Source organism: Pseudomonas sp. KBN12P06040 (assembly GCF_037574965.1).
Lineage (GTDB): Bacteria > Pseudomonadota > Gammaproteobacteria > Pseudomonadales > Pseudomonadaceae > Pseudomonas > Pseudomonas aeruginosa.
On the sequence record NZ_JBBELS010000001.1, the window covers coordinates 1,869,071 to 1,888,515 of the forward strand.

A 19,445-nucleotide genomic window follows, 5' to 3' on the forward strand; every position below is an offset into this window, starting at 1 on the left:
CGGATATATATCCGCGCCCTGGCGAACAACGAACGCATGCCCTGAAAGGTTTGCCGGATGGATTACCAACAGTTCCAGGAGGTTGCATGAAAACCGATGACAAGGACCGCGAAGGCGGCGACTCCCACGGCGCTATCGGCGCCAAGCTGATGGAGTACGCGCTCAAGGTCAGGAAGGTGTTCGTCACCGGCGGGGTCGACGAGAAGATGGCCAAGGACGTTGTCCAGCAGCTGCATATCCTCGCCTCGATCAGCGACGATCCGATCTACATGTTCGTCAATTCCCCGGGTGGCCACGTCGAGTCCGGCGACATGATCTTCGACGCGATCCGCTTCATCACACCGAAGGTCATCATGATCGGTTCCGGCAGCGTAGCCAGCGCCGGCGCGCTGATCTACGCCGCGGCGGACAAGGAAAACCGCTATTCGCTGCCCAATACCCGCTTCCTTCTGCACCAGCCGTCGGGCGGCATCCAGGGGCCGGCGAGCAACATCGAGATCTACCGCCGCGAGATCGTGCGGATGAAGGAACGCCTCGACCGGATCTTCGCCGAAGCCACCGGGCAGACGCCGGAGAAGATCAGCGCCGACACCGAGCGCGACTTCTGGCTGAACGCGGAAGAAGCCGTGCAGTACGGCCTGGTCAACAAGATCATCGTTTCGGAACGGGAGATCACGCTGCCTGGCCAGTGAGTTTCCGCAGGCCGGATAAATACGAAGGCGGGCGCGAAGAGCGTATTTCTCGATTCTCTTCTCGCTCGCTTTTCTTTCTTTAATTTCCGATCGATAGGGTAACTTTTCTTACTTTTATTTTGCTTGCTTTCAAAGTGCCATCGGCAAGAGTGGCTGGCTTTTGCAAAGTCTCACGTCGCGCGCCCGTTATTTTCAATCATTCTATCGAGCGCCATTTTTCAGGCTTATGGAAATTACCTTCCGTCTGCCGGCTTGTTTGACTCGACCTGACGTAACAATGGACAAGCGCCGGGAAAGTTCCAGCTTCCGCGGCGCTTGCCGGTATTTCCAGTGAATTGTTTTCAGGCGTTCGCCGCGCGCCGGGCCGCCGGCGAGTTGGCCAGGTATTCCAGGGCTTCCTGGGTATTCGCCTCGTGCTCGGGGTGGTACCAGGGATTGAAGTAGCGGGCGACGTCGCGGAAGGTGTGAGCGAGGTTCGGCAGCAGGCCCTGCTTGCCGAGCCGCCACCAGGTTCGTAGGAATCCCTGGCGCTTGGCGCCGCGCAGGCTCGGGTCCTGGTCGAGGAGGGTGCGGGTGCCGTCGGCGAGCAGGTAGACCAGTATCGCGATGACCAACAGCATGGTCAGTTGCCGGGTGACGAAGCTGCCGCCCAGATGCACGTGCAGGTCGTGGGCGACGCTGCGGTGCTCGACTTCCTCGGCGCCATGCCAGCGCAGCAGGTCGAGCATCACCGGGTCGCTGCCGCGGCGATCCAGCTCCCGGGCCTCCAGCACCCACTTGCCGAGCACGCAGGTGAAATGCTCCACCGCGGCGATGATCGCGCAGCGCTGGCGCAGCCACCAGCCGTCGAGGGCGCGGGTCAGGCGGTTCTGCCCCAGCGGGTAGTCGCAGAGCAGGCGTTCGAAAAGGAAATCCATCTTGTCGGTGAACGGCTTGGAGTCGATGTCGAACCTGCTCAGGTAGCGCTGGATCGCGCCGTCGTGGGCCCGCGAATGCATCGCTTCCTGGCGGATGAAACCCTGCACGTCGTCGCGCAGGCGGGCGTCGCTAACCAACGGCAGGGCCTTGTTGTAGAGGCGGCAGAACCACAGTTCGCCCGAAGGCAGGAGCATGTGCAGGACGTTCATCACCTGGGACGCTTCCGCTTCGCCGGGAACCCAGTGCAGGGGGGTATCGCTGAAGTCGAAGCGGACCTTGCGCTGGACCAGCTTGTGGTGGAATTCGCTCATGGCAGGCTCTCAGGAAGTCAGGTCGAAGCGCGCGAGAAACCGCGTGGCCCAGGGCGCGAAGCGCCATTGCAGGGCGCCGAGGTGCACCTCGCTGCCCACCGAGACCACCGCCTTGTTGCGCTCCACGGCGCGCACCAGCTTTTCCCCAACGGTGTCCGGGCTGAGCCGGCGTCGTTTGTAGAAGCGCTGGATCTTCGCCTGGCGCCGCGCCTGGCGTTCGGCGTCCATGCCGACGAAGCGGGTGGCCTGGACGATGCCGGTATCGACGAAGCCTGGGCACACCGCGGTGACTCCGATCGAACGTCCGGCCAGTTCCGCCCGCAGGCATTCGCTGAGCATCAGTACCGCGGCCTTGCTGGTGGCGTAGGCGGGGTAGTTGCGCGACGGCGCGAAGGCCACGCCGGAGGCGACATTGACCAGGTGCCCCGGCTTGTTCGCCGCGACCATCTGCCGGCCGAACAGGCGGCAGCCATCGATCACGCTCCACAGGTTGACCCGCAGCAGGCGCTCCCATTCCGCAGGCGAGGTGTCGAGCATCGGTCCGGCCATGCCGATGCCGGCATTGCTGACCACCACATCCGGGACTCCGAGGGTGTCGCGGACCCACTCGGCGAAGCGCTCCATGGCCTGGGTATCGCCGACGTCGACCTGGTAGGCATGGGCCGTGGCGCCAAGGGCGCGGGCCAGTTCGGCGCTGCGTTCGGCGGCTTCCAGGTCGAGATCGGCGGCGAGCAGGCTGGCGCCGCGCTCGGCGAAGCTGAGCAGGGTCGAACGGCCGATGCCGCCGCCGGCGCCGGTGACCACCACCAGCTTGCCGCTCATCGAGCGCGCGTCGGGGCGGACCTGGGCGCGTTGCAGGGCCGGCGGCGACTCGCCGGTTTCCTGGGCGTCGATGAACTCGCCGAGCCAGCCGGCCAGTTGCTCCGGCTCGGCCAGCAGTTGCCAATGGCCGACGCTCGCCTCGCGCCGCCACAGGCGTGGCGCCCACAGGCTGAGGTGCTGAAACAGCTGGGCGCCGACGTAACGGTCGCGGGTCGGTACGATCAGTTGCACCGGCACTTCGGTGTGGCGCTTGCGCGGACGGAACAGGCTGCGGATGAAGTTGCCGCGGTACAGCTTGACCCCGTGCCGGCCGTCGCTGGCCTGGGTCGGGTTGACCTGCGGATGGCGGACGCCTTCGGCGCGCTTCAGGAACTGCGGCCAGAGCCGGGCCAGGCCGGCGCTCCAGAGCAGCTCGGGTACGACGGGGGTATGGAAGAAGGCGATGTACCAGGAGTGGAGCAACTGGCCGAATACCGCTTTCAGGGCCTTCGGACTGCGCTGCCTGAGGTGTTCGCGCATCCAGAAACCGACATGGTCCAGGCAGGGCCCGGAGATCGAGGTATAGGACGCGATCAGCGGTCGGCACTGCGGATCGGTGACGCTTTCCCAGGTCTGGATCGAGCCCCAGTCATGGGCCAGCAGGTGCACCGGGCGATCCGGGCTGGTGGCGCGAATCACCGCCTGCAGGTCTTCGCTGAGCCGTTGCAGGTGGTAGTCGCGGCTCCAGCGTGGCTTGTCCGAAGCGCCGGCGCCACGCACGTCGTAGGCGACGATGCGGTAGCGCCCAGCCAGTTGGCGGATCAGCGGCAGCCAGGTCTCGTGGTTGTCCGGGTAGCCATGCACCATCAGCAGCGTCGGCTTGTCGTTGTCCGGCGCGCCCCAGCAATGAACCGCCAGGCGCACGTCGCCGGACTGCACGAACAGCCGTTCCGGCTGCAGGTCGGGGAGGGCGAGGAGCGCGTTCATGCGGCCTCCCGTGCTTGCGGCAGCAGGCCGCGCGCCTGCCAGCGGCGGACGTGCGGCAGGTCGTCATCGAGCCAGTAGGCGTCGTCTTCGGTGACCACCAGCAGTTCTTCGAACTTGGCGCCCACCCCGCGTAGCCCCAGGTGCGGCTCCACCGCCCAGAGACCGGGCGTCGGCGGGTGCTCGGAGCGCTTGCCGCTGGACCACAGCGGCGACCAGCCTTCGCGCTTGCCGGTGACCAGCGCGTTGCGCGTCAGGGTGTACAGGTTGCGCACGCCGAAGCGCGCCACCGAGGGACCGCGGCGGTTGCCGAGCTTTTCCACGCGATGGGCGAGCACTTCGAAGGGATAGGCCTTGTGCCGTGGCAGGGTGCCCTGGATCACGCAGAGCCGGTCGACCGCCTGGCTGACTTCGGCCAGGGGGCGCCGTTCGCGGACCAGGTCGAGGATGGTGCGTCGGTGTATCAGCAGGTCGTCCATCAGCCGCTCCTGCAACAGGTTGTGGCCGAGCGCGCCGGAGTAGCCGACATCGGCGGTATAGGCGCCGAGGGTCGGCGCGCAGTCGAGGATGAACGGCATGCCTTCCTCCAGGCGCTGCTTGCCGGGGTAGAAGGCCAGGTTGAAGCCACCGAGATGACGCAGGCCGTCGAAGCCCTTGAACGAGGTGCGGCTGCCGAACCAGGCGAAGGGCTGGTGGAACCAGTCGTCGACGCCGTGATCCTGCAGCCAGGTCTTCATCAGCGCCGCGGCTTCCCTCTCGCTGATGCCGGGGCGCAGTTCGCCGTGGATGGTTTCGCAGCAGGTATAGGCCAGTCGCTGGACCTGGCGGAAGTGATCGAGATCGTCGGGAGTGGGTACCCAGGCGCCTTGGGACATGGCTCTCTCCAGGCTGGCTTGTCGTTATTGTGACATTGATTGATGTCATGGTTGATGCTGGCCCATAAGCAGGCGTTGCGCCAGCCCTGGGAAGTCTCTTCACGCCGGTGTTACGGCACTTGCTACCGGCGCCGGAAGGCCCGGGGCAGAAGGCTCGGGACGTTTCCCCCGGGTTGTGGCGGCGGTGCCGGAGGAGCGGCTGACCGACGAGTCCAGTCTTTGGTTGGCGCCCGCGCATCCGGACGCCGGCAAAGAGCGTTGCACCCCCGGAGGTTGTGGCCGTTCGGCGGGCCTCGTTATGATCCGCCTCCATGAGCACACCCCTGACCCTCCTGCAGCGCCTGCTGCAACGTGGCGAGCAGCCGTCCGCCGAGGATGCCCGCGAATACAGTGTCGACGAACTGGCGCGCGCGGCCGGCAGCAGCGTGCGCAACGTGCGTGCCTACCAGGACCGCGGCCTGCTGCCGCCGCCGGAGCGGCGCGGCCGGGTCGGCGTGTATTTCGACAGCCATCTCAAGCGCCTGCGGCTGATCAACCAGTTGCTCGAACGCGGCTATTCCAGCGCCAACATCAAGGAATTGCTGGAGGCCTGGGAACAGGGCCGCGACCTCGACCACGTGCTCGGCCTGGACCAGGCGATCATCGGCGAGTGGAACCTGGAGACGCCCGGCAGCATCGGCTTCGACGAACTCCAGGCGATCTTCGGCGACGAACTGAACGACCGGGTGATCGACAAGGCCCAGGCGCTGGGCCTGCTGCTGTTCGACGGCGAGTGCATGAAGATCCCCAGTCCGCGGCTGTTCCAGGCCGGGCTGGAGCTGTACCGCAGCGGCATCCCGCTGGAGGCGTTGCTCGATCACCTCGGCGAGTTGCGTAGCGACACCGAGCACCTGGCGGCGGGGATCGTCCGCCTGATCGTCACCCACCTGGTGGACGGCCGCGGCACCGACCTGCTGCCCGGGGCGCCGGACCTGCAGGAGCTGGCCAAGGTGTTCCTGCGCCTGCGCCCGCTGGCGGAACACGTGGTCCAGGTGGAACTGGCGCGCGGCCTCAAGCTGTCGGCCAACGAAATGCTCGGCGAGCGTGTCGGCGAGATGCTGCGCAAGCTGGAAAAGCCTTCCTGACTCTTCTTCAGATCTTCCGCGCCGCCGCCTGGATCTGTTCCCGCAGCCAGGCGCCGGCCGCTTCGCGCTCGGCGTCGCCGCGCCAGATCTGCACGTAGTCGAAGCGCGGGATCGCCAGCGGCGGCTCGCAGACCGCCAGTTCCTCGGGTAGCCGCAGGCGTTCGAGGATGCGCTCGGCGATGGTCAGTACCAGGTCGGTGCCGGCCAGCAGCGCCGGGGCCACGGTGAAGTGCGGCAGGGTCAGCGCTACCTGTCGGCGCAGGCCGCGTTTTTCCAGGGCGCTGTCGACTTCCTCGGCCGGGTTGTCCTGTAGCGAGACGCGCACGTGGCGGGCCGCCAGGTAGCGGTCGAGGGACAGGCCGTCGGGGCGGTCGAACAGGCTGCGCCGACAGACGCAGACGAAACGCTCCTCGAACAGGCGCCTGGCGCGCACGCCCTCCGGAAGCAGGGGGAATACCCCCAGCGCGCAGTCCAGTTGTCCTTCGGCGACCTGCCGGGCGGTTTCCAGGCGCGGTTCCTGGACTATCCCGAAGCTCACCCCGGGCGCCAGCGCCTGTTGCTGGCGCAGCAGCGCCGGCAGCACCACCCAGGCGCCGTAGTCGGACATGCCCAGGCGGAAGTGGCGCCGGCTGCGCACCGGCTCGAAGGCCGGCCCGCCGATCACCCCGCGCACCTGGTCGAGGCTGGCCTGGAGCTTCGGCGCCAGCTCCAGCGCCAGGCTGGTCAACTGCATGCGGCTTTTCACCCGCACCAGCAGCGGATCGCCGAACAGTTCGCGGAGACGCCCGAGGGCGTGGCTGACCGCCGGCTGCGACATGGCCAGGCGCTGCGCCGCGCGGGACACGTGGCGCTCGCTGAGGAGCGCGTCGAGCACCACCAGCAGGTTGAGGTCGATACGGCGTAGGTCATGAATCTGCTGCATGGAGGATGTACCAACTATCGATTTCCATTCGCGAAGTGGATAGCAAAAACTCCGCTCCAGAGGCAATGGCCGGAGGAGGAGAATCAGCATGCCCAATTATCTGATGGTACTGATGGCAGTTTCGGTGGGCGGCATGGTGGTGCTGCAGGCCGGCAGCAACGCCTTGCTCGGGCGCCTGCTCGGCCATCCGCTGAGCGCCAGCCTGACTTCGCTGGGCGTCAGCCTCGGGGTGGTCAGCCTGGGCCTGCTGCTGGTGCGGGTGCCGCTGCCGGCTACCGCCAGCCTCGGCGGCGCGCCCTGGTGGAGCTGGCTCGGCGGGCTGTTCGGCGCGGCCTACCTGACGGTGGCGATCCTGGTCGCGCCGCGCCTGGGCGCCGCCACTTTCATCGCGTGCGTGGTGGCCGGGCAGATGCTGGTCTCGGCGCTCTGCGACCAGTTCGGCTGGGCCGGTTTCCCGGTGCGCCGTTTGTCCTGGGAGGGCTATCTCGGCCTGGCGCTGGTGGTGGCGGGGGTATTGCTCCTGCAATGGCGGGGAAGAGTGTGAGGAGAGTGCCGGCGAAGGCTGTCAAGTGGAATCTGGCCTAGACCAAAATCTTGATCTGAAATTGTGATGAAGTTGGCATGAATAGTTGTTGCAAAGCGTGTTGAAACCAAAGCGTCTTTTTCCCTCACTAGCGTCGTCGGGGTTCGAACAGCTTGCTGCCGAGTGAGCCTGCGGGCGTCATGGATGCGCTCGGCAGCCCTGTGCCACACCCTGACCTGGTGAGTCCCCCGATGATTTCGAAAAGCAGAAGAAGCTTCATCCGCCTGGCCGCCGGTACGGTCGGCGCCACCGTCGCCACCAGCATGCTGCCGTCGAGCATCCAGGCGGCCCTGGCGATTCCCGCGCACCGCCGGCATGGCAACCTCAAGGACGTCGAGCACGTGGTGATCCTGATGCAGGAGAACCGCTCCTTCGACCACTATTTCGGCACCCTCAAGGGCGTCCGCGGCTTCGGCGACCGCATGGCGATCCCGCTGCCCGATGGCCAGCGGGTCTGGCACCAGAAGGGCAGCAAGGGCGAGATCCTGCCCTACCACTTCGACACCAGCACCACCAGCGCCCAGCGCGTCGACGGTACCCCGCACACCTGGCCGGACGCCCAGCAGGCCTGGAACGAAGGGCGCATGGACAAGTGGCTGCCGGCCAAGACCGAGCGTTCCCTGGGCTACTACAAGGAGCAGGACATCGCCTTCCAGTTCGCGATGGCCAACGCCTTCACCATCTGCGACGCCTATCACTGCTCGTTCCAGGGCGGCACCAACCCCAACCGGCTGTTCCTCTGGACCGGCACCAACGACCCGCTCGGCCAGCATGGCGGCCCGGTAACCACCAACGACCACGACAGCAACGGCCCGGTGGAGCAGGGCTACACCTGGACCACCTATCCCGAGCGCCTGCAGGCCGCCGGCATCACCTGGCGGGTCTACCAGGACATGGCCGACAACTTCTCCGACAACCCGCTGATCGGCTTCCGCCAGTACCGCGCCGCGGCGCCTGATTCGCCGCTGATCGTCAACGGCCTGAGCACCTGGAAGCTCGATGCGCTGAAGCGCGACGTGCTGGCCAACAGCCTGCCGCAGGTGTCCTGGATCGTCGCCCCGGCCAAGTACTCCGAACACCCCGGCCCGTCCAGCCCGATCTGGGGGGCCGAGTACACTTCCTGGGTACTCGACGCGCTGACCGCCAACCCGGAGGTCTGGAGCAAGACCGCGCTGCTGGTGATGTTCGACGAGAACGACGGCTTCTTCGACCACGTCGCCCCGCCGGCCGCGCCGAGCCTGAACAAGGACGGCACGCTGCGCGGCAAGACCACCGCCGACGCCACCCTCGAATGGCACACCAAGGGCGATATCCGTTATCGCAACCAGCCCTACGGCCTCGGCCCGCGGGTGCCGATGTACGTGATCTCGCCGTGGAGCAAGGGCGGCTGGGTCAACTCCCAGGTGTTCGACCACACCTCGGTGATCCGCTTCCTGGAGCAGCGCTTCGGGGTCATGGAGCCGAATATCAGTCCCTGGCGTCGTGCCGTCTGCGGCGACCTGACCTCGGCGTTCAACTTCGCCAACCCGAACAACGAGCCGTTCCCCGAACTGCCCGACACCAGCCAGGCCGACGCCATCGTCGCCAGCCAGATCAAGCTGCCGAAGCCGAAGCCGCCGGCGGTGGCCGCCATGCCCAAGCAGGAAATGGGCATCCGTCCGGCCCGCGCCTTGCCCTACGAGTTGGGCGTGCATGCGCGCTACCGCAGCGGCGGAGACGCGCTGAGCCTGACCTTCGCCAACACCGGCAAGGCCGGCGCGGTGTTCCAGGTGTTCGACCTGCTCGACAGCGAGAACCCGCCGAAACGCTACACCGTTGGCGCGCGCAAGCGCCTGCACGACAGCTTCCAGGGCGACGCCAGCGGCGACTACCACCTGGAAGTGCACGGTCCGAACGGTTTCCTCCGGGTCTTTCGCGGCAACCTGCGGCGCGACCTGGCGGAGCGCAAGGCGCCGCTGCCGGAAGTGCGGATCGACTACGAGCCGCTGTTCGGCAACCTGCGCGTGCAACTGATCAACCGTGGCCGCCATCCGGTCAAGCTGACGGTCAAGGACAACGTCTATCGCCAGGGCGAGCGGCGTACCGTCAACGTGCCGCCGGGACAGCGTCGGGAAGTCCGCTATTCGCTGCGCAGCAGCGGCAACTGGTACGACTTCAGCGTCAGCGCGCAGGGGTCGGACAGCTTCCTGCGGCGTTTCAGCGGTCGCATGGAAGATGGTCGCTCCGGCTTCAGCGACCCGGGCATGGGCCTGGGCACGCTGACCTTCTGACCCGGACGGCCGCGCCGGCTCCCTGCAATGGGGCGGCCGGCGCGGACGGCCTGCGCCCTAGTCGAGGGGAACCGGGTAGAGGGTATTGAGGATCCACTTGCCGTCTTTCAGGACGAAACCGTACGAAATCTCCTTGGCCATGTACGTATCCCAGCGCGTGCAGACGCCCTGGCCGTCGGCCTGCTTGCAGGAGTAGGCATCGATCTTGCCCATGTGCAGCTTCTCCAGGGAAACCACCTGGAACTTGCTGTTGCCGCTGCAGGCCACCGGATTGTCGATGTATCCGTACTGGCGCCAGGCCGCGTCGTAGTTGCCTCTCGACTTGAACAGGGTCTTGTCTTTCTGCGACGAGCCGGACGGCGGCGTCATCCCGTAGATGTGCTGGGTCACGTGGCCGCCCATCGAGGTATTGCGCGTGGCGTCGGCGCTTTGCTGCACGCTGGTGATGTCGCGGCAGGCGGCGGCGTTGGCCGAGGAGGCCAGCAGCAGAAGGGCGGAGAAACCCAGGCCGGCGACGCACTGGCGTGCGTCGGGGCGGGGCAGTGAAAAGCGGTTCATCGGCGGCTCCTGTGAGATGGATTGCTTATGGAGGAACGCCGCCGCGCAGTTTTCGTGAAGATGCCTCAGTCGCGATAGCGTGGCGGCGGCGCGTAGCCGCCGCCGTTCCGGGCGTCGGCGGGAAATGCCTGCGGTCCGTCGGCCGGCGCCTCGCGACCGCTGGCCGGAGCGTCCAGCTCGAACAGGGCCACGCCGATCACGCCGAGGTTGCGGCTGTCGCCGGCCGCGCTGTTGCTGGCGTAGGCATCGTCGGGACTGGCGAAGCGGAATGCCGCGACTTCCCGTTCGCTCTTGCGGAAGCCCTCGATCACCAGGTTCTCGCCCGGTTCCAGCACATAGCCGCGGTTCTTCAGGCTGCCCGGCTGGCCGTTGAGCACGTCCAGGCCGTCTACCGTGGCGACCACCTCGTAGGTCGCGCTGCCGAGGTTGTTCAGCCACAGGCGGTAGCGCTGGCCTTCACGACCCTGGAGTTGCAGGGTGCTGCGGTGCTGCACCAGGTCGAACTTGCCGCCATCCTCGTCGAGTACGGCGAAGCCGACCCGGCCCTTGGCCAGGGGCAGTTCCTTGATGGCACGTCCATCGAAGCGGCTCGCGCTGTAGAACACCTGGCGGCGATCGACCGGTTGCTCCGATAGACGTCGCAGGGCCACCGAGGTGACCGGCGAGGCGACGCCTTCGCCCCATTGGGTGCCGAGCCGCTGCTCGGTCGGCGCGCCGGCCTGCTGTTGGGGCAGGCTGCAGCCGCCGAGGGCCAGCAGGCCCAGCAGTAGCGCGGATAGCAGTGGTGTACGCATGATTTTCCTCTCCCTGGATGAGCGGAGGCGCAAGCCGCCTCCCCGATGTCTCTGACCGTCGATGATGCCCGATCTTCGGCGGGCTTCGTAAATTTCCTCGAACGGGCGCGGCGGCGCGTTTTCCTATTGGCTGACCCAGCGCTGCCGCGCCCAGGCGCTCAGGCTGTCGACCCCGAGCACCAGGACCAGCATGGCCAGGATCACGGTGGCGGCCTGGGCCTGCTGGAACAGGCTCAGGCTGAAATAGAGCATCTGCCCGAGCCCGCCGGCACCGACGAAGCCCAGCACGCTGGCCATGCGGATATTGTTCTCCCAGCGGTACAGGGTATAGGCCACCAGTTGCGGCCAGACCCCCGGCAGGGTGCCATAGGCGAATGCCACGAGGCGTCCGCTGCCGGCCAGGCGCAAGGCCTCGGCGGGCTGCGCCGGGGTGTTCTCCAGGGCTTCGGCGAACAGCCGGCCGAGCACGCCGCCGGTGTGCAGCGCCAGGGCGAGGGTCCCGGCGTTCGGCCCGAGCCCGGCCGCCAGCACCATCAGCGCACCCCAGACCAGCTCCGGCACGGCGCGCAGCGCATTGAGCAGGAGTCGCGCCAGGCTCTGCGCCGGCACGCCGAAGCGACCCGCCGCTGGCAGCGCGAAGAGCAGGCCGAGCAGTGCCGCCAGCAGGGTGCCGATGGCCGACATGGCCAGGGTTTCCAGCAGCCCCCGGCCAATCGCCCGCAGGTGCGGGGCGGACAGGTCGGGCGGGAAGAACTCGCTGGCGTAGGCGGCCATCTGGCCCAGTCCCTTGCCGCTGAAAAGACCTGCGGTGTCCATGTCCAGGTAGGCGAACGAGGCGCCCACCGCGGCCACCACCAGCAGCGGCCAGAGCAGCAGGCGCCAGGTCCGGCTCATGCCAGCCTCCCGCGCAGGAAGCGGCTCAGCAGGTCGGCGAGGAGGACCAGCAGGAGGAAGGTCAGCAGGATGCTGGCAACCTCGCCGCCGGCGAACATCCGCAGCGACAGGTCGATCTGCTGGCCGAGGCCGCCGGCGCCGACGAAGCCCATCACCACCGAAGCGCGGATCGCGCACTCCCAGCGATAGACGGTGTAGGAAATCATTTCCCCGGCGGCGTTCGGCAGCACCCCGTAGGCGAACGCCGCCAGCCGCGATCCGCCGCCCAGCAGCAGGGCGCGGGTGGGGCGCGGATCCACCGACTCGAAGATTTCCGCGTAGACCTTGCCGAGCATGCCGGCATAGGTAATGGCGATGGCCAGCACCCCGGCGGTGGGCCCCAGGCCCACGGCGCGGACGAACAGCAGCGCCCAGACGATTTCCGGCACGCTGCGCAGGAGGATCAGCAGGCCGCGCACCGGCCAGCGCAGTGCCCGTGCCCACCAGGCCGGCAGGCCGCCGCGCGGCAGTGCCGAGAGCGACAGGGCGCGGGTCGCCAGCAGTGCGGCGGGAAACGCCAGGAGCCAGGCCAGGGCCATGCCGGCGGTGGCGATGGCGAGGGTTTCCAGGGTCGCGCGGCCGAGCAGGGCGAGGAACTCGGGATCGTGCGCCAGCGGCCAGAAGCCGGCGAGGAAACCGCCCATGGTGCGCGCGTTGTCGCCGCTGAACAGGCCGGGGATATCCAGTTCGCTGAGGCGCAGCCCCGGCCAGAGCAGCAGTAACGCGGCCAGGGTCAGCAGCAGGCGCGGCAGGGCGGCGGGGTCGCGCGGCGGAGAAGCGGCGTTCAGCATCGTGGGATGTGCACCACGGTGGGTTCGCCGGCCGGGCTGGCGCGCTCGGCCTGCAGTTGTTCGTTGGCGTAGAGGGCGTCCAGCGCGGCGCGGTCGACTTCGCCGGCGGGCAGGTCGAAGGCGATGCGTCCGGCGCGCAGCCCGATCACCCGGGGGAAGTGTTGCAGCGCCAGGTCCACCGCGTGCAGGCTGGCCAGCAGGGTGCTGCCGCGCGCGGCGGCCTCGCGGTTGAGCAGGGCCAGGGTATGGCCGGCGAGCACCGGGTCCATGGCCGAGACCGGTTCGTCGGCGAGGATCAGCTCGGCGCGCTGGTAGAGCACCCGGGCGATGCCGACCCGCTGCAACTGGCCGCCGGAAAGCTGGTCGCAGCGCTGGAACAGCTTGTCGCCGAGATCCAGGCGTTGCAGCGCGTCGTGGGCGCCGGCGCGGTCCAGCGGATAGACCAGGCTGGCCAGGCTCTTCCACAGCGGCCACTGGCCGAGGCGTCCGGCCAGTACCGCGCTGGCCACCCGCTGCCGTGGCGGCAGCGGCGGCGCCTGGTGGACCAGGCCGATGCGCGCGCGCAGGCGTTGGCGGGCGGCGGCGGATAGCGCCCAGGGTTCCTCGCCGAGCAGTTCGACACGGCCGGCGCTGGGCTGCCATTGGCTGGCGAGCACCCGCAGCAGGCTGGTCTTGCCGGCGCCGGAAGGTCCGATCAGGGCCACCCGTTCGCCGGCGGCCAGGCGCAGGCGGATGTCGGCGAGGGCGCGTTGGCCGTCGGCGTGGACCAGGTCCACGCCGTCGAGGCTCAGGCTCACTTCAGCAGGCCGGCGGCGCGTGCGGACTCCTCGATGCCCTTGTAGTTGTCCGGATTGGTCTCGATGAAGCGGCTGGCGGCCTGCAGGTCGAGGATCTCCTTGTCGGCCGGTTTCGCCGGGTCGAGGGCGAGGAAGGCCTGCTTGATCTTCTCGGCCAGGGCCGGGTCGAGGTTGCCGCGCACGGTCCAGTTGTAGTCGTAGTAGGTCGGCGTGGTGGCGAAGACCTTGACCTTGGCGGTATCGACCTTGCCGCTGTCCACCAGCTTCTGCCAGACCGAGGCGTTCAGCACGCCGGCGTCGACCTTGCCGGCCTGGACCCAGGCCGCGGTGGCGTCGTGGGCGCCGGAGTAGGCGACGCGGGAGAAGAACTGCTCGGGGACGATGCCGTCCTTCTGCATGAAGTAGCGCGGCATCAGGCTGCCCGAGGTGGAGGAGACCGAGCCGAAGGCGAAGGTCTTGCCCTTCAGGTCCTGCAGGGATTTCACCTGGGGATCGGCCGTGATGAATTTGCTGGTGAACTGCTGGTCCTGCTCGCGCTGCACCAGGGGGATGGCGTTGCCGGTCTTCAGCCGCGCCTGGACGAAGGTGAAGCCACCCAGCCAGGCCATGTCCAGGCGGTCGGCGGCCAGCGCCTCGACCACCCCGGCGTAGTCGGCCACTGGGACGAACTTCACCGGCATGCCGAGTTGCTTCTCCAGATAGGCGCCGAGCGGTTTGAACTTGCGCAGCAGTTCGGTGGGCGCTTCGTCGGGGATCGCCGAGACCTTGAGTTCTTTCAGGGCTTCGGCGTGGGCGAGCGCGGCGGACAGGGACAGGGCGATGCCGGCGGCGAGCGCCAGGGAGCGTTTCAACATGGGAGAGTTCTCCGGTTCAATGGCGGAAAAAACCCGGGGAGTATAGTGGTGCGCGGCCCGCTTGGGCAGCCGTCGCGGCGTTGCTCGCCGGCGCCTCGCGGGTAATATGGCGCTCCCCGTGCCCATTCGTTGCGTATTGGAGTCCGCCATGTCCGCTTCCCTGCCTTCCCTTGCCTTCGCCGGTCTCGGCCTGATGGGCGTGCCCATGTGCCGCCGGCTGCTGGCCGCCGGCTATCCGCTGGCGGTGTGGAACCGTTCGCCGGGCAAACGCGAGTTGCTCGCGGCCGAGGGCGCGAAAGCCGTCGAGGTCCCGGCCGAACTGGCCGCCGACGCGGAAATCCTGATGCTTTGCCTGGCCGATACCGCGGCGGTGCGCGAAGTGGTGTTCGGCGCCGGCGGCATCGTCGAGAACGCCAGGCCCGGGCAGTTGCTGGTGGATTTCTCCAGCGCCGAGCCGGCCGCCACCCGCGAGATGGCCGCCGAGCTGGAGGCGCGCTGCGGCGTGCGCTGGGTCGACGCGCCGGTCTCCGGCGGCACGCCGGGCGCGGAAAGCGGCAGCCTGGCGATCATGGCCGGCGGACGCGCAGCGGATATCGAGCGCCTGCGGCCGGTCCTCTCCCAGCTCGGCCAGCGCCTGACGCGCATGGGCGAGGTGGGCGCCGGGCAGGTGACCAAGGTCTGCAACCAGATGATCGTTGCCTGCAACGCCCTGGTGATCGCCGAAGTGGTGGCGCTGGCGGAGCGGGCCGGGGTCGACGCCAGCCTGGTCGCTCCGGCGCTGGCGGGCGGCTTCGCCGACTCGAAGCCGTTGCAGATCCTCGCCCCGCAAATGGCCGAGAGCCGTTACGAGCCGGTCAAGTGGCACGTACGGACCCTGCTCAAGGATCTCGATACCGCGGTGAAGCTGTCCCGCGAGCAAGGCGCGGCCACCCCGATGAGCGGGTTGGCCGCGCAGTTGATGCGTCTGCACGGCAGCCAGGGCAATCTCGAACGCGATCCGGCGACCCTGGTGGAGCAATACCGGACCGCCGTCGAGTGAACCTCAGGCCTGGTTCAGGCTGCGCAGCGGCGGCGCGGCGTCGAAGCGGTAGGCGCGGAGGAACTCTTCCAGGGCCGCCAGCGGCAGTGGCCGGCTGAACAGGTAGCCCTGTACCAGCTCGCAATGGTTCTCCCGCAGGAACGCCAGTTGCTGCGGGGTTTCCACGCCCTCGGCGACGACTTTCAGATGGAGCTTCTGGGCCATCGCGATGATCGCCTGGGCGATTTCCATGTCCCGCTGCGAGGCGGGGATGTCCATGATGAACGAGCGATCCACCTTCAGCGCGTCCAGCGGCAGGCGCCGCAGGTAGGCGAGCGACGAATAGCCGGTGCCGAAGTCGTCGATCGACAGGCTGACGCCCAGCTCGCGGAGGCGTTCGAGCAGCGGGATGGTCTGGTCGATGTTGTACATCAGCGCGTCCTCGGTCACCTCCAGTTCGAGGAAGCGCGCCGCCAGCCCGGCCTGCTCCAGCGCATGACGGACTTCGTCGACCAGGCTGGCCCGGCCGAGATTGCTGGCGCAGCAGTTGACCGCCACCCGCAGCCGTTCGTGGCCGGCCAGGTGCAGGCTGCGCAGGTCGCGGCAGGCGCGTCGCAGCACCCAGTCGTCGAGCTGGTCGATCATGCCGTTGGCTTCGGCCAGGCCGATGAAGCGGTCCGGACCGAGCAGGCCCTGGGTCGGATGGCGCCAGCGCACCAATGCCTCCAACTGGTGTACCTCGCCGTCGGCGAGGGCGAGGATCGGCTGGTAGTGCAGCTCCAGTTGGTCGTCGCGCAGGGCCTGGCGCAGTTCCTCCTCCATCTGCAGTTCCTGGGTCGCCCGCACCAGCAGTTGCCGGCTGAAGAACTGCGCGTTGTTGCGCCCGCAGGCCTTGGACTGGTGCAGGGCCAGGCCGGCGTTCTTCAGCAGCTCCTCGCACTGCTCGCCGTCGTTCGGGTAGAGGCTGACGCCGACGCTGGCGGTCATCACCAGGGTGCGCCCGTCCAGGGCGATGGGTTCCTTCATCTTCTGCATCAGGCGTTGCGAGAGGATGTGCGCCTCGTGGTCCTGGGTGAGGTCGGCGAGCACGCAGAACTCGTCGCCGGCGAAGCGCGCCACCACGTCGCTATCGCGCAACACGCTGCGGATGCGTTCGGAGACGATCTTCAGCAGCTCGTCGCCGGAGTCGTGGCCGAGGGAATCGTTGATCCGCTTGAAGTGATCGAGGTCGAGGAACATCACCGCCAGGCCCTTGCCTCTCAGGCGACAGTTCTCCAGGTGCTGGACGAACACTTCGTTGAATGCCGTGCGGTTCTGCAGGCCGGTCAGGCTGTCGTAGCGAGCCATCTGGCGCAGCGAGGCGTGGGCGTGGTCGAGCTGGTTGAGCAGGGCGTTGACCCGGCTGTTTTCGCTGAGCCGGCGCTCCCGTTGTTTCTCCGACCATGCGGCCCAGATGCCGCAGGCGGCGATGGCGCTGGCGAGCACTCCGGTGAGCCAGCCCAGGCGCAGCGAGTCGGCGCTGGCTTGCAGTTCCAGCGGCGTGCCGGCGGGTACGCTGAGCACCAGCGCGGCCATCCCGGTGAAATTCATGGCGGCGATGGCGCCGGCCAGCAGCAGGCTGGCGATCAGTTTCATGTAGCGGTAGCGCGCGCTGCGCCGGCCGCGCAGGTAGGGGACCGCGGCGAGGGCGGTGAAGGCGGCGGCGATGGCGATCAGTACCGAAAGGGCGAACAGCGATGGCTGGTAGTACTGGGTGGCCACCGAGCGCATCGCCGCCATCCCGGTGTAGTGCATGGCGGCGATGCCCAGGCCGATGCAGCAGGCGGCGAGCAGGCAGGGCAGCAGGCCGAAGCGCGGGCGGGCGGTCATGTACATCGCCAGGTACGAGGCGGCGACGGCGATCAGCAGCGACAGGCCGGTGATCGGCAGGTCGTAGCGCAGGGCGATCGGCGCGTGGAACGCGAGCATGGCGACGAAATGCGTGGCCCAGATGCCGCTGCCCAGGCAGAACGCCCCGACCCATTGCCAGCGGCGCGGGTGGCTCAGGCTGTTGCCGACCCGCTCGACCATGTCCAGCGCCGTGTACCCGGCGAGGCAGGCGACGAGGAAGGCGAGCGCCACCAGCGACGGAGAATAGGTGCAGTTCTGCAGCACGTAGCCGTCGACGGGAGACTCTCCGAGGAAGCGCAGGCCTTGCCAATCCATAGCGGTGTCTCCCTGGACACGGAAAACCCGCGGACGGCGCGGGCGCGGGCTGGGGATGGGGGTGGCATTGTGCTTCCAGTATAGATAGCGGGAGCCACCTGCAAGGTCGGCATGGAAGGAAGTCGCTGGCCGCCGACATACGGCCGGTTTCGGCATCTTCCCGGGGAGAAAAGGCATAGCTGAGCTTGTTCCGGCTCCATCGCCACGGGCATGATCGCTGCGCCCGCGAGGGCTCGCGAGGCTTCACGAAATTTTGACCAGGCGCCCGATAGAGTTCGGGCGCCCCGCCACGGGGGTGGCGGCGGTCCGTTACGTTTCAGGAGTTGCTTCAATGGGTGGGGGTATCAAGCGTTTCTTGCCGGCTATCGGTTCGACCCGGCTGGTGATGCTGTTCGCGCTGGTTCTGGTGGTGTTCTACAACGCGGCGACCTGGAAGGCCCTGCATGGCCTGGTGCCGCTGCAAGGCTTGAAGGGCTTCGCGTTCTTCGCTTCGTTCGCGGCGTTCCTGTGGGCCGCCTTCACGCTCCTGCTGACCCTGGTTTCCTTCCGCCCGCTGCTCAAGCCGGCCTTGACCCTGGTCGCCCTGTGCTCGGCCGGCGCGACCTACTTCATGGGTAGCTACGGCATCAGCATCGACACGGTGATGGTGCAGAACGTCTTCGAGACCAACGCCACCGAGGCCGGCGACCTGGTCAACCCGACCCTGCTCGGCTACCTGCTGCTGCTCGGTGTCCTGCCTTCGCTGCTGATCTGGCTCTGGCCGGTACGCTACCGGCCGTTCTTCCGCGGCCTGCTGAACAAGATCCTGACGCTGCTCGGCTGCCTGCTGATCGTCGCGGTAATGGTAGGCAGCTTCTATTCCACCTACGCGCCGATCTTCCGCGAGGAAGACAAGCTGACCCACTTCATCAACCCGACCAACTACATCTACGCGGTGGGCAAGTACGCCAAGCAGCGCCTGGTGATCAAGGAGCACCTGGTGGTCGAGCCGATCGGCCTGGACGCCCGCCAGGCGCCGGCTGCGCTGCAGCGACAGAAGAAATCGCTGCTGGTGTTCGTGGTCGGCGAGACCGCCCGTGCCGACCATTTCTCGCTGAACGGCTACGCCCGCGAGACCAACCCGGAGCTGAGCAAGCAGGACATCGTCAACTTCACCCAGGTCCGTTCCTGCGGCACTTCCACCGCGGTCTCGGTGCCCTGCATGTTCTCCCAGTACCCGCGCGAGGACTACAGCGACAAGAAGGCCAAGACCCACGAAGGCCTGCTGGACATTCTCCAGCGTGCCGGCGTGCAGGTGTTGTGGCTGGAGAACAACAGCGACTGCAAGGGCACCTGCCTGCGGGTGCCCAACCGGGACATCCCGAAGACCCAGCCGAGTCCGTTCTGCGACGGCAAGAACTGCCTGGACGAGTCGCTGCTGGTAGGCCTGCAGGAGTACATCGACGGGTTGCAGGACGACGCCATCATCGTCCTGCACTCCGATGGCAGCCACGGTCCCGAGTACTACGAGCGCTACCCGAAGGAGATGGAACGCTTCCAGCCGGTATGCCGGACCAACCAGCTCGGAAGTTGCAGCAAGGAAGAGCTGGTGAACGTCTACGACAACACCATCCTCTATACCGACCACTTCCTGACGAAGGTGATCGAATTGCTCAAGCGGAATGCCGACAAGCGCGATACGGCGATGATCTACGTGTCCGACCACGGCGAGTCGCTGGGCGAGAATGGCGTCTACCTGCACGCGGCGCCTTATTCGATCGCGCCCCAGGCGCAGATCCACGTGCCGATGGTCATGTGGTTCGCCCCGCAGGCGCTGGGCAACTGGGGCATCCAGCGCAGTTGCCTGGACGGCAAGCGCGACGACAAGGACCTGAGCCACGACAACCTGTTCCACTCGGTGCTCGGCCTGCTGGACGTACAGACTTCGCTGTACCAGCCGGCGCTGGACATCTTCGCCAGTTGCCGCGCGCCCAGGGCAGCCCAGTGAGCGACGGGGGCTGAAAGAAAAAAGGCCG

General features: G+C 67.6%; 17 protein-coding genes. 6 read left to right on the top strand and 11 right to left on the bottom strand.

Translation table 11 applies throughout. The features are described from left to right. Positions 1–86: 86 nt before the first annotated feature. Positions 87–692, top strand: coding sequence for an ATP-dependent Clp protease proteolytic subunit (locus VQ067_RS08815; protein ID WP_003091706.1), 606 nt, complete (start codon positions 87–89; stop codon positions 690–692). A gap of 341 nt (positions 693–1,033) precedes the next feature. On the opposite strand, the gene VQ067_RS08820 is transcribed toward VQ067_RS08815, so the two are convergent. From VQ067_RS08820 to VQ067_RS08830, 3 genes are read right to left on the bottom strand one after another with little or no spacing between them, the layout of a single operon-like run. Continuing rightward, the gene (locus tag VQ067_RS08820; RefSeq protein WP_003091705.1) at positions 1,034–1,921 is read right to left on the bottom strand and encodes a metal-dependent hydrolase; all 888 of its coding nucleotides are present in this window, start codon (positions 1,919–1,921) and stop codon (positions 1,034–1,036) included. A gap of 9 nt (positions 1,922–1,930) precedes the next feature. Further along, positions 1,931–3,709 (bottom strand): SDR family oxidoreductase, encoded by a 1,779-nt coding sequence (locus tag VQ067_RS08825; protein WP_009313698.1) that lies wholly within the window; start codon positions 3,707–3,709, stop codon positions 1,931–1,933. Then, complete coding sequence (locus VQ067_RS08830; protein WP_003138275.1) at positions 3,706–4,581, bottom strand: M24 family metallopeptidase; 876 nt, start codon at positions 4,579–4,581, stop codon at positions 3,706–3,708. The genes VQ067_RS08825 and VQ067_RS08830 overlap by 4 nt, the downstream gene beginning before the upstream one ends. Before the next feature lie 311 nt (positions 4,582–4,892). On the opposite strand from VQ067_RS08830, the gene VQ067_RS08835 reads away from it, so the two are divergent. Then, entirely contained in the window at positions 4,893–5,705 is an 813-nt protein-coding gene (locus VQ067_RS08835) for a MerR family transcriptional regulator (protein WP_009313699.1), read from the top strand. A gap of 7 nt (positions 5,706–5,712) precedes the next feature. On the opposite strand, the gene VQ067_RS08840 is transcribed toward VQ067_RS08835, so the two are convergent. Then, positions 5,713–6,627, bottom strand: a complete 915-nt coding sequence (locus VQ067_RS08840) for a LysR substrate-binding domain-containing protein (RefSeq protein ID WP_003138279.1) — start codon at positions 6,625–6,627, stop codon at positions 5,713–5,715. An 88-nt stretch (positions 6,628–6,715) separates the two neighbouring features. Between VQ067_RS08840 and VQ067_RS08845 the strand changes: the two genes are divergently transcribed. Together VQ067_RS08845 and VQ067_RS08850 are read left to right on the top strand one after the other, a co-directional pair. Beyond that, on the top strand, positions 6,716–7,171 hold the full coding sequence (locus VQ067_RS08845) for a DMT family transporter (RefSeq protein WP_023517851.1): 456 nt from the start codon (positions 6,716–6,718) through the stop codon (positions 7,169–7,171). 230 nt (positions 7,172–7,401) lie between these two features. Then, entirely contained in the window at positions 7,402–9,480 is a 2,079-nt protein-coding gene (locus tag VQ067_RS08850) for a phosphocholine-specific phospholipase C (protein ID WP_019485692.1), read from the top strand. A gap of 57 nt (positions 9,481–9,537) precedes the next feature. Here VQ067_RS08850 and VQ067_RS08855 read toward each other — a convergent pair whose 3' ends face one another. The 6 genes from VQ067_RS08855 to VQ067_RS08880 form a co-directional block, all read right to left on the bottom strand. Then, entirely contained in the window at positions 9,538–10,038 is a 501-nt protein-coding gene (locus tag VQ067_RS08855; protein WP_003091690.1) for a hypothetical protein, read from the bottom strand. 65 nt (positions 10,039–10,103) lie between these two features. Then, positions 10,104–10,832, bottom strand: a complete 729-nt coding sequence (locus VQ067_RS08860) for a hypothetical protein (RefSeq protein ID WP_003130333.1) — start codon at positions 10,830–10,832, stop codon at positions 10,104–10,106. Between the two features lie 123 nt (positions 10,833–10,955). Beyond that, on the bottom strand, positions 10,956–11,726 hold the full coding sequence (phnE, locus tag VQ067_RS08865) for a phosphonate ABC transporter, permease protein PhnE (RefSeq protein WP_033954826.1): 771 nt from the start codon (positions 11,724–11,726) through the stop codon (positions 10,956–10,958). Beyond that, the gene (locus VQ067_RS08870; protein ID WP_003091683.1) at positions 11,723–12,556 is read right to left on the bottom strand and encodes a PhnE/PtxC family ABC transporter permease; all 834 of its coding nucleotides are present in this window, start codon (positions 12,554–12,556) and stop codon (positions 11,723–11,725) included. The genes phnE and VQ067_RS08870 overlap by 4 nt, the downstream gene beginning before the upstream one ends. Beyond that, the gene (locus VQ067_RS08875; RefSeq protein ID WP_014603945.1) at positions 12,550–13,353 is read right to left on the bottom strand and encodes a phosphonate ABC transporter ATP-binding protein; all 804 of its coding nucleotides are present in this window, start codon (positions 13,351–13,353) and stop codon (positions 12,550–12,552) included. Before VQ067_RS08875 ends, VQ067_RS08870 begins: the two co-directional genes overlap by 7 nt. Beyond that, entirely contained in the window at positions 13,350–14,207 is an 858-nt protein-coding gene (locus tag VQ067_RS08880; protein WP_003111582.1) for a putative selenate ABC transporter substrate-binding protein, read from the bottom strand. The genes VQ067_RS08875 and VQ067_RS08880 overlap by 4 nt, the downstream gene beginning before the upstream one ends. A 148-nt stretch (positions 14,208–14,355) precedes the next feature. Between VQ067_RS08880 and VQ067_RS08885 the strand changes: the two genes are divergently transcribed. After that, a complete protein-coding gene (locus VQ067_RS08885; protein WP_014603944.1) occupies positions 14,356–15,246 on the top strand; it encodes an NAD(P)-dependent oxidoreductase in 891 nt (296 codons plus the stop codon). A gap of 3 nt (positions 15,247–15,249) precedes the next feature. On the opposite strand, the gene VQ067_RS08890 is transcribed toward VQ067_RS08885, so the two are convergent. Beyond that, positions 15,250–17,430, bottom strand: coding sequence for a putative bifunctional diguanylate cyclase/phosphodiesterase (locus VQ067_RS08890; RefSeq protein WP_340080821.1), 2,181 nt, complete (start codon positions 17,428–17,430; stop codon positions 15,250–15,252). Positions 17,431–17,761: 331 nt separating this feature from the next. On the opposite strand from VQ067_RS08890, the gene VQ067_RS08895 reads away from it, so the two are divergent. Continuing rightward, on the top strand, positions 17,762–19,417 hold the full coding sequence (locus tag VQ067_RS08895) for a phosphoethanolamine transferase (RefSeq protein WP_003091675.1): 1,656 nt from the start codon (positions 17,762–17,764) through the stop codon (positions 19,415–19,417). Positions 19,418–19,445 lie beyond the last annotated feature (28 nt).

Excerpts from the sequence above, each read along its gene's own strand:
- phnE (WP_033954826.1), bottom strand. The coding sequence starts at position 11,726 with ATGAGCCGGACCTGGCGCCTGCTGCTCTGGCCGCTGCTGGTGGTGGCC.
- VQ067_RS08870 (WP_003091683.1), bottom strand. The coding sequence starts at position 12,556 with ATGCTGAACGCCGCTTCTCCGCCGCGCGACCCCGCCGCCCTGCCGCGC.
- VQ067_RS08850 (WP_019485692.1), top strand. The coding sequence starts at position 7,402 with ATGATTTCGAAAAGCAGAAGAAGCTTCATCCGCCTGGCCGCCGGTACG.
- VQ067_RS08895 (WP_003091675.1), top strand. The coding sequence starts at position 17,762 with ATGGGTGGGGGTATCAAGCGTTTCTTGCCGGCTATCGGTTCGACCCGG.
- VQ067_RS08885 (WP_014603944.1), top strand. The coding sequence starts at position 14,356 with ATGTCCGCTTCCCTGCCTTCCCTTGCCTTCGCCGGTCTCGGCCTGATG.
- VQ067_RS08890 (WP_340080821.1), bottom strand. The coding sequence starts at position 17,430 with ATGGATTGGCAAGGCCTGCGCTTCCTCGGAGAGTCTCCCGTCGACGGC.
- VQ067_RS08860 (WP_003130333.1), bottom strand. The coding sequence starts at position 10,832 with ATGCGTACACCACTGCTATCCGCGCTACTGCTGGGCCTGCTGGCCCTC.
- VQ067_RS08840 (WP_003138279.1), bottom strand. The coding sequence starts at position 6,627 with ATGCAGCAGATTCATGACCTACGCCGTATCGACCTCAACCTGCTGGTG.
- VQ067_RS08835 (WP_009313699.1), top strand. The coding sequence starts at position 4,893 with ATGAGCACACCCCTGACCCTCCTGCAGCGCCTGCTGCAACGTGGCGAG.
- VQ067_RS08845 (WP_023517851.1), top strand. The coding sequence starts at position 6,716 with ATGCCCAATTATCTGATGGTACTGATGGCAGTTTCGGTGGGCGGCATG.
- VQ067_RS08830 (WP_003138275.1), bottom strand. The coding sequence starts at position 4,581 with ATGTCCCAAGGCGCCTGGGTACCCACTCCCGACGATCTCGATCACTTC.
- VQ067_RS08855 (WP_003091690.1), bottom strand. The coding sequence starts at position 10,038 with ATGAACCGCTTTTCACTGCCCCGCCCCGACGCACGCCAGTGCGTCGCC.
- VQ067_RS08820 (WP_003091705.1), bottom strand. The coding sequence starts at position 1,921 with ATGAGCGAATTCCACCACAAGCTGGTCCAGCGCAAGGTCCGCTTCGAC.
- VQ067_RS08815 (WP_003091706.1), top strand. The coding sequence starts at position 87 with ATGAAAACCGATGACAAGGACCGCGAAGGCGGCGACTCCCACGGCGCT.
- VQ067_RS08880 (WP_003111582.1), bottom strand. The coding sequence starts at position 14,207 with ATGTTGAAACGCTCCCTGGCGCTCGCCGCCGGCATCGCCCTGTCCCTG.
- VQ067_RS08825 (WP_009313698.1), bottom strand. The coding sequence starts at position 3,709 with ATGAACGCGCTCCTCGCCCTCCCCGACCTGCAGCCGGAACGGCTGTTC.